7 protein-coding genes are annotated in these 7,514 nt (G+C 34.0%); all 7 read right to left on the bottom strand.

What is annotated here, in order from left to right; genetic code table 11:
- Positions 1 to 446 precede the first annotated feature (446 nt).
- The 7 genes from F6K13_RS10275 to F6K13_RS10245 all read right to left on the bottom strand — a co-directional run bounded on the left by F6K13_RS10275 (position 447) and on the right by F6K13_RS10245 (position 7,377).
- Complete coding sequence (locus tag F6K13_RS10275; RefSeq protein ID WP_124146092.1) at positions 447 to 1,715, bottom strand: ribulose bisphosphate carboxylase small subunit; 1,269 nt, start codon at positions 1,713 to 1,715, stop codon at positions 447 to 449.
- Between the two features lie 1,334 nt (positions 1,716 to 3,049).
- Positions 3,050 to 3,250 (bottom strand): hypothetical protein, encoded by a 201-nt coding sequence (locus tag F6K13_RS10270; protein ID WP_124146093.1) that lies wholly within the window; start codon positions 3,248 to 3,250, stop codon positions 3,050 to 3,052.
- A 300-nt stretch (positions 3,251 to 3,550) separates the two neighbouring features.
- Positions 3,551 to 3,856: an NADH-quinone oxidoreductase subunit NuoK gene (nuoK, locus tag F6K13_RS10265; RefSeq protein WP_192901159.1), complete on the bottom strand. Its 306-nt coding sequence runs from the start codon at positions 3,854 to 3,856 to the stop codon at positions 3,551 to 3,553.
- A gap of 27 nt (positions 3,857 to 3,883) precedes the next feature.
- Complete coding sequence (locus F6K13_RS10260) at positions 3,884 to 4,498, bottom strand: NADH-quinone oxidoreductase subunit J (protein ID WP_124146095.1); 615 nt, start codon at positions 4,496 to 4,498, stop codon at positions 3,884 to 3,886.
- 325 nt (positions 4,499 to 4,823) lie between these two features.
- The gene (gene ndhI / locus F6K13_RS10255; RefSeq protein WP_124145767.1) at positions 4,824 to 5,438 is read right to left on the bottom strand and encodes an NAD(P)H-quinone oxidoreductase subunit I; all 615 of its coding nucleotides are present in this window, start codon (positions 5,436 to 5,438) and stop codon (positions 4,824 to 4,826) included.
- A gap of 92 nt (positions 5,439 to 5,530) precedes the next feature.
- Entirely contained in the window at positions 5,531 to 6,649 is a 1,119-nt protein-coding gene (gene nuoH, locus F6K13_RS10250; protein WP_124155418.1) for an NADH-quinone oxidoreductase subunit NuoH, read from the bottom strand.
- Positions 6,650 to 6,915: 266 nt separating this feature from the next.
- Positions 6,916 to 7,377, bottom strand: a complete 462-nt coding sequence (locus F6K13_RS10245; protein ID WP_124145769.1) for a GAF domain-containing protein — start codon at positions 7,375 to 7,377, stop codon at positions 6,916 to 6,918.
- Between the last annotated feature and the right edge of the window lie 137 nt (positions 7,378 to 7,514).

The following is a 7,514-nucleotide window of genomic DNA, read 5'->3' as shown; positions in this document are numbered from 1 at the left end:
TCTATCAGCTATTGCTTTTTATTTAGGATAAAAGCAATATTTAATTGTCTTATACTATTTTTATATGAGGTTGCATAGAATTTGAAATTCATTAAATCAATCTATATTTATCTACACTTACCTGTGGTCAATTATGCTTTAAATATTATTCTACGCAGCTTCATTTCAATTTGGTATTACTACAAAAGTTGGCTCCCTTGTCCTTAAAGTCTATTTTAATTTAAACACTGTCCTAAAATAGAGAGTCTTGTTGCTGATAGCTGACAGCTAATAGCTAAATGCTTACTTTAAAATTTAGGAGGGGTCAGGAGTCAGTAGGATATGCTTAAAAATAGCTGCTTTTTGATTTTAGATATTTATTTCTATCCTTTTCCCCTTTTTTCAATATTTACCCCCTCTTCCTTCTTCCTTCTTCCTTCTGCCTTCTTCCTTCTTCCTTCAAATATCTAATTTGGTTTATGAATAATTTTCTCAACTAATCTGCGCTTTACATTAGAGTCAATTCCAATCAACCTCACATAATCATTTTGATGTTCAGCTAAACAATTTTCTACAGCATTAATCACCTCTTTTTCTCCCTGACTATCTATTGTTCCACAACTTTTCCATGAACCAGTTTTATATCTACGCTTATCTGCATATTCCATTCCTATTTTCAAACCATCTTGGAGAATTTGTTGCACTTTTTCTCTAACTTCTGAACTGAGATTATTATTTTTAACGTTATGATTAACCCTATTTTCTATTAACTGATTAGATATAGTTACTTCTGGAGATAAATAGTTAGAATTTGGCGCAACTTTTTCCGACCGCTCTACCTGAGCACCACCGAATAATCGAGATTGATTATATTCTTCAACTAATCGCAATTCTCGGATACGTTGTTGTTCTCCAACCATAATTTTTCCATATTCTAGAAGATGAGATAGATTAAAATTAGGTTGGGGAAAATCTGGAATTTTTTCTACAGAATTCACTACCCGTTTGGAAATATTTTCTATTCCTACTTGATGAATAAAATCACGAATCTGTTCATCATATATTCGACTGCGTAAAGCACTGAAAAAATCTATAGCTTGGTCAGAAAATTCATCTACTAAATTCTCAATATCTCTGGCAGAAAGTTCATCAGTTTTAAATATGCCACCCACTATACCAATTCTATCTTCTCGATTTGGTTCCCAATAAAATTTCTCCATTCGACCATCTCTAATTAAAGGTGCATAGAGGGTAGAAAAATCATTTCCAGTCACAATAATTGGTATTCGATGTAGGGGAGTTTCATCATAACTACCAGGCAATTGTACATTAGTAGGATTATCAGCAATATTCATCAAAGTAGCATTTACTAATTGAGTATTTACCGTATATTGAGTACCCCCATCAAATCTACCAGCACCTGCATCTAAGTCATTAATAAATAAGGCGCACATTCGACCTTGAACTTTGATTTTTTCTGATGCTTCTCGATAACGTAAACGTAATAAACGTGCTGGGTCTCCTGCATCTTTACTTTCTAATTCTCCGCCAGATATTGTGACAGGTTCAATTCCCATTTTTTCCAATACTAATTGGCATTGAAAGGTTTTTCCTTCTCCTTTTCGTCCATGTATTCCTAATATTAAAGGCATTCTTACTCTAGGTAAGTCTAAGAAATTTTTGGTAATATGAACTGCTAGTTTATCTATAAACCTGGATGATATGTAATATGGCATTGGTTTTGATGTTTTTTATGGCAAAAATAAGAGTTATGATACAGAACTTAAACAAATAATAATATACCAGTTTTAAATAATTGATTTGTAAACAAATCAAAAATAAATAGATAAAAAATCAGAAAATCTTATCTCTCTATTAGTACGCCTTCCTTGACAAATAAAACATTCGCAGAGTCGCACCGCTATTCCCTAATTTCAATATCTTTTCTGTACAACTCAAATAAGACTGTTATATTTACAGCTTCTAATAGAAAGTCGATTTATTAAAAATAGGCAATAGAAACTTGGTGTTGCTTTTAATTCAAATCACACCATTAATTTATGAATAGTCTCTATGGCTGATTATATCAGTATCAGTTTTCTTGCAGTATTTATCAAGTCAATATTTTTGGGGTTTGACATTCTTATAGCTCGTTCCTCTACAGTTATTATTGCTGCAATTGCTTGAGGGACTGCTAGTTTCGTTCTAAAAATACATATGATTACATATTTGTCAATTTATGATGAAAGAGGGTAGAGAAAATTAGTTAGTTATGCTGGGAAAATTTTCGGGCGATCGCTACAAAATTAACGACAGTATAAGCATTTGCAGCTCGATTTTGCTATTGAGCAATAACTTACTACAGATTTTACTACTGTCGAGCATATCACAAAATTGAGTAACAGCGCTGAAAGTATTGGAACTGCGTGAGCTAATGCAGCAAATTTTGAGCGGAGATTAATCAGAAAGTTTTGATTTTTTAAATTCATTGTTCAAACTGATAATTAAACCTGTTCAGATATCTATATATATCTATATACCTGTAGGAAATTCTTGAAGATAAGTCAGCAGACTGATTAATTTGATATTTCTTGAAAATTATGCCAGCAACATTTACTAGAGATGGGCTTTTTTCCCATAAACCTCAGATGTTTTGCGAATAATCTTGAGAAGATGAGAAACAACAATTTTCTTTTGTCCTATTTTTAGGAGCGATAGACTTCCAGTGCACTGGGCGATCGCTTTTTGTTGCAAATCATCGCTATCAGGTATACAGGACTTACGCAAAAGACAAAATTACACACCATTTATAGGGGTTAACAGCCATTAACCCCTACAAATGGTGTGATTTGCGTAAGTCCTGGTATAGGTATAGCAATGCGCTCTGGCATATTTACACATTATTTTTTGTATACCTTTTCTAGACTGCACTTAATAGAGCTAAGTTGTAAATACTTGAGAGCACATTGCTATATTTTCTGAACTAAAGAATTAATACAAAAAACTAAAAAACCCAATCTCTTTTCCTAATTGAAACTGGGTTTTTAAATAAAAATAAATATAAAAAAAATTAAAGAGTCTGTCGAGAAATCAACTTTTCAAAATGAGCTTGAGTTTGCTGCAACATTTCCTCGCGACCATCTTTTGCTTGATTAAGAGAAGGAACTAAATTACGAGCGTGTAAAGTCATGTGAAATTGTAAATCAGCCACATATTCACTAACATCTTGATGTAAAGAACAAGATGGATATTTTTTAATTTCTGAATTCAAAGTTTTTTCCTCCCCTAAATTATTTGAGCTTGTTTCTGATTAGAAACGGTAGCACGGAAATTATTTTATGTTGCAGCTTAGTAACGAAGCTTAATATTTTTCAGTAAATAAAATTATATTTCTTTACATAGTATTAAAAAAAAATTTTTCCGCACAATAAAAAATAATTACATCCAGATGCACAGGAAGACGTTGAAAACTGCTCAAACAAAACATTTTATAGTATTAAAAAGTAAGCATTCAAAGATTATCAACTCAAGCTGAACACTGAATGCTAATAGGTGAATGCTTACCTTAAAATTACCACTTTAATAAATTAAACTGTTCCATATCTACCGTGTCACGGTTACGATAAATTGCAAGAACTATCGCTAGACCAACAGCAGCTTCAGCAGCAGCAACAGTAATTACAAACACAGTAAATACCTGACCTTTAATATTCTGGGGGTCTAAGAAATTAGAAAAACCCATCAAATTTAGATTTACAGCATTAAGCAGTAACTCAATAGACATCAGCACCCTAACTGCATTGCGACTGGTAATTAAACCATAAATACCTATACAAAAAAGTGCTGCGGCTAATAACAAAAAATACTCCAGTTGCAATTGCATAAACTTATCAACTCTTTGAATTTAATTATTAGAAATTTCACTAGAACTAGACACTAATTCACGGGGGCGTTCTGGTAAACTTAAAACAGGTGTTTGAATCTCAGTCGGTACTTCATCAGGCAAAATATCTCGACGAGCCAAAATAATAGCACCCACCATTGCCATTAACAAAAACACAGAAGCAAGTTCAAAAGGAAGTAAAAAATCACTAAAAAAGTGTCTACCAATTAAAACAATTGAACTTTCTGTATTAGCAACACTAGCACCAGGAATTGACCAAGAAGTAGACAATACCATGGTACTTAGTAGGGCAAATAAACCAACGCAAACTAAAGCTGTAGCTATTTTTCTAAACCAAGCATTAGGCAAAACTTTAAAATCTTCTCGTTTATTTACAAGCATAATTGCAAATAAAATCAAGACATTAACAGCTCCAACATAAATCAAAACTTGGGCAGTAGCCACAAAATCAGCATTTAATAAAAGGTATAAACCAGAAATACTCATAAATACTCCACCCAACAAAAATGCTGAGTAGACAATATTAGAAAATAACACTACTCCCAAAGCAGCAGCAATCATCATTATGCTTAATAAAGCAAATGAAACAAATTGAACTCCTTGCGCTAAATCCACTTTTTATTCCTTTAGAGATTTGTTTATTTTGAATTCTATTAGCAGCTATTAGTTATTAAACTTAAGCATTCAGCGGTCAGCTATCAGCTATCAGCTATCAGCTTTATTACCTTATAAAAAAGGAGAAAAAAGCAATTGAGAGATTTCAAAGAATTATAAAGTATGGGCAAAAGCCTATCACTTAACCTTAGCAGTTTATCGAGCCACATCTACACTTCCCTTCATAGAGTTGAAAATGTAGTAGAAGTTAAACGAATGCTTGCTTCATTCATTCAAAAGCTGAGAGCTTACCGCTAATAGCTGAATCTTACTTAACAACTAATAGCTATTTTTCTGTAGTCTCTGCCACTGGTTTTTCAGCTTCCATTTGTTCAAGAATTTCTTCCGGACGAAGACCAGCGCGACGTGCATTTTGAGGAACTGTATGAGGGTCTATCGCTCCCTTAGGTAAGTAAGCTAATTCTCGCATAGGAGTTACCATTGGGTCATTTGTTACCTTATATGGTAATCGTCCCAAGGCCACATTATCATAGTTCAACTCATGGCGGTCATAAGCTGCTAATTCATACTCTTCCGTCATGGATAAACAGTTAGTTGGACAATATTCCACACAGTTACCGCAGAAAATACAAACACCAAAATCAATACTGTAATGTTTGAGCTTTTTCTTTTTGCTTTCCTTATTAAATTCCCAATCAACTACAGGTAAATTAATCGGACAAACCCTTACACAAACTTCACAGGCAATACACTTGTCATATTCAAAGTGAATTCTGCCTCGAAATCTTTCAGAAGGAATAAGTTTTTCGTAGGGGTATTGTACAGTAATAGGACGACGGCTCATGTGGTCAAAAGTTACAGATAAACCCTGACCAATATATTTAGCAGCTTGAAAAGTTTCTTTAGCGTATTCGCCTACTTGATTGAGGAATTTGAGCATGGCGTTTTCTCCTAGGAAGTCTAATTAATTAGCAAAAGTAATTTTAGATTTTTGATACAGTTTAATCTAAAAGTCTAAAATCAGCTATGGATTTATCCTCCAAAAGCAAATGGAAAGGCTAACTTTAAAGCTGCAGTTAATAGTAGATTTACCAGAGCGATGGGTAGGAGGAACTTCCATCCCAAGTCTAATAATTGGTCAATCCTAACCCTTGGTAATGTCCAACGTAATAAAACAGCAATAAATACTAGAAAATAAGCTTTGAGCAATGTCATAGTAATGCCCAAAGTAGCAGTAATTATTTGTAGCCACGGAGTTGTTTCACTTACTCCCAACCAGTCACTGAGAAGTCCAACTGGTACAGGGGACTCCCAACCACCTAAATATAAAATTGCCACAAACAGAGCAGATAGAACTAAATTGATGTAAGACGCTAAGTAATAGAGGGCAAATTTCATCCCTGTATATTCTGTTTGATATCCCGCTACTAATTCTTCTTCTGCTTCAGGAAGGTCAAACGGAAGTCTTTCACATTCTGCCAATGCTGATATCCAGAAAATGAGGAAACCCGCTGGTTGTCTCCAAATATTCCATCCTAAAATGCCATAGCCTGATTGTTGCTCAACAATATCAATTGTGCTGAGACTATTGGACATCATCACTACTGCCAGTACAGCTAAAGCTAAAGGTATTTCATAACTAATAGACTGTGCTGCTGCTCGTAAACCTCCTAGTAGAGAATATTTATTGTTGGAGGCATAGCCAGACATCAGCAGACCAATGGGCTGAATACTGGAAAGAGCTATCCATAAAAATATTGCTACCCCCAGGTCTGTGATAATTAAATTTTGTCCAAAAGGAACTACTAGATAGGACAAAAATACTGGGATGGCTACTATTACAGGGCCTAGAGTGAACAGTAGAGGGTCTGCTTTAGAAGGAACAACGTCTTCTTTGAAAACTAGCTTCAAACCATCAGCTAAAGGTGCTAGAGTTCCCAAAGGGCCGATGAATTCTGGGCCAATTCTTTGTTGAGCTGCTGCGGAAATTTTTCGCTCTAGCCACACTGTCACTAGAACACTGACAGTAGCAGCAATAATCATCAATAACATGGGTAATGGTAGCCAAACGGTTCTGGCTATTTCTGGGGATAGGCCCAAGTCTACGAGAGCTTCAATAAATGTTCTTTGTAGATCGATTCCTGAATTCATTTAGAGTAGGACTAAATAAGTATTATTACTTTGCTTGTTGATTTTATCAGAAAGATAGGGTTCTGGGATTAGCTAAACCTGATATTTTTATAGAGCATGGATAATTGATAATTGATAAAAGGGGTTGACACTTTTCAAATGTCCAAGTGAATTAAGTAATGAATATTGGTCTATAAACTTACAAAATAGGGAATAGGGAATAGAGGGAAATAATTGATAATTTCTGTACGATAATTGATTTTATTTTTTATTGTTGGAGATATCTATTATAAATGTAATAGAAACTTTCCTAAACTTTCGGCTTGACTTGTTGCTATTTCTATAATTTTTGTATCTTTAGAATGAGTTTGTGCCGTAAAAAAAGCCAACACTATCAAAACTTTATTTTGTGTAATTACAGGTACAGAAAAGCCACTTTTGACTCCAAAAGCTTTCGCAATTTGATTGCGTAAAAAATATCCCTCAGATTCGATAGTTACGTCTATAATCCATTCCGGTTGTTTTGATAACCAAACTCGTCCTGGTAAGCCTTCACCCCTAGATAATATAAAATCTTGACTACAAACCCAAAATTGTTCTAAATCCTTGTTGCCAAAGCCGGAATCAATATAATAGCTGGAACTAAGTTGTAGTAGATTTTTATCTTCATCTGGTATCCAAGCTTCACCATAAGGAAAATCAGTTGATACACAAATTTTTTCTAGACTTATAGTAATAGTTTCATTCATGGATATAGGTTTGGTTTATCAAATTATATAATGTCAGATTTAATAGTTATAATTAGGGCTTACAAAAGCATTAACTTATGAATAAAAGTGCCTTTTTGTGCCTTTGAAAAGTGCCTGGTATCACGTCTAAAACCCTC

Origin of the sequence: Okeania sp. SIO2B9 (genome assembly GCF_010672505.1) — a bacterium.
Classification (GTDB): domain Bacteria; phylum Cyanobacteriota; class Cyanobacteriia; order Cyanobacteriales; family Microcoleaceae; genus Okeania; species Okeania hirsuta.
Note: the sequence above shows the minus strand (reverse complement) of the source record. Positions and strands in the feature narration are given on the sequence as shown.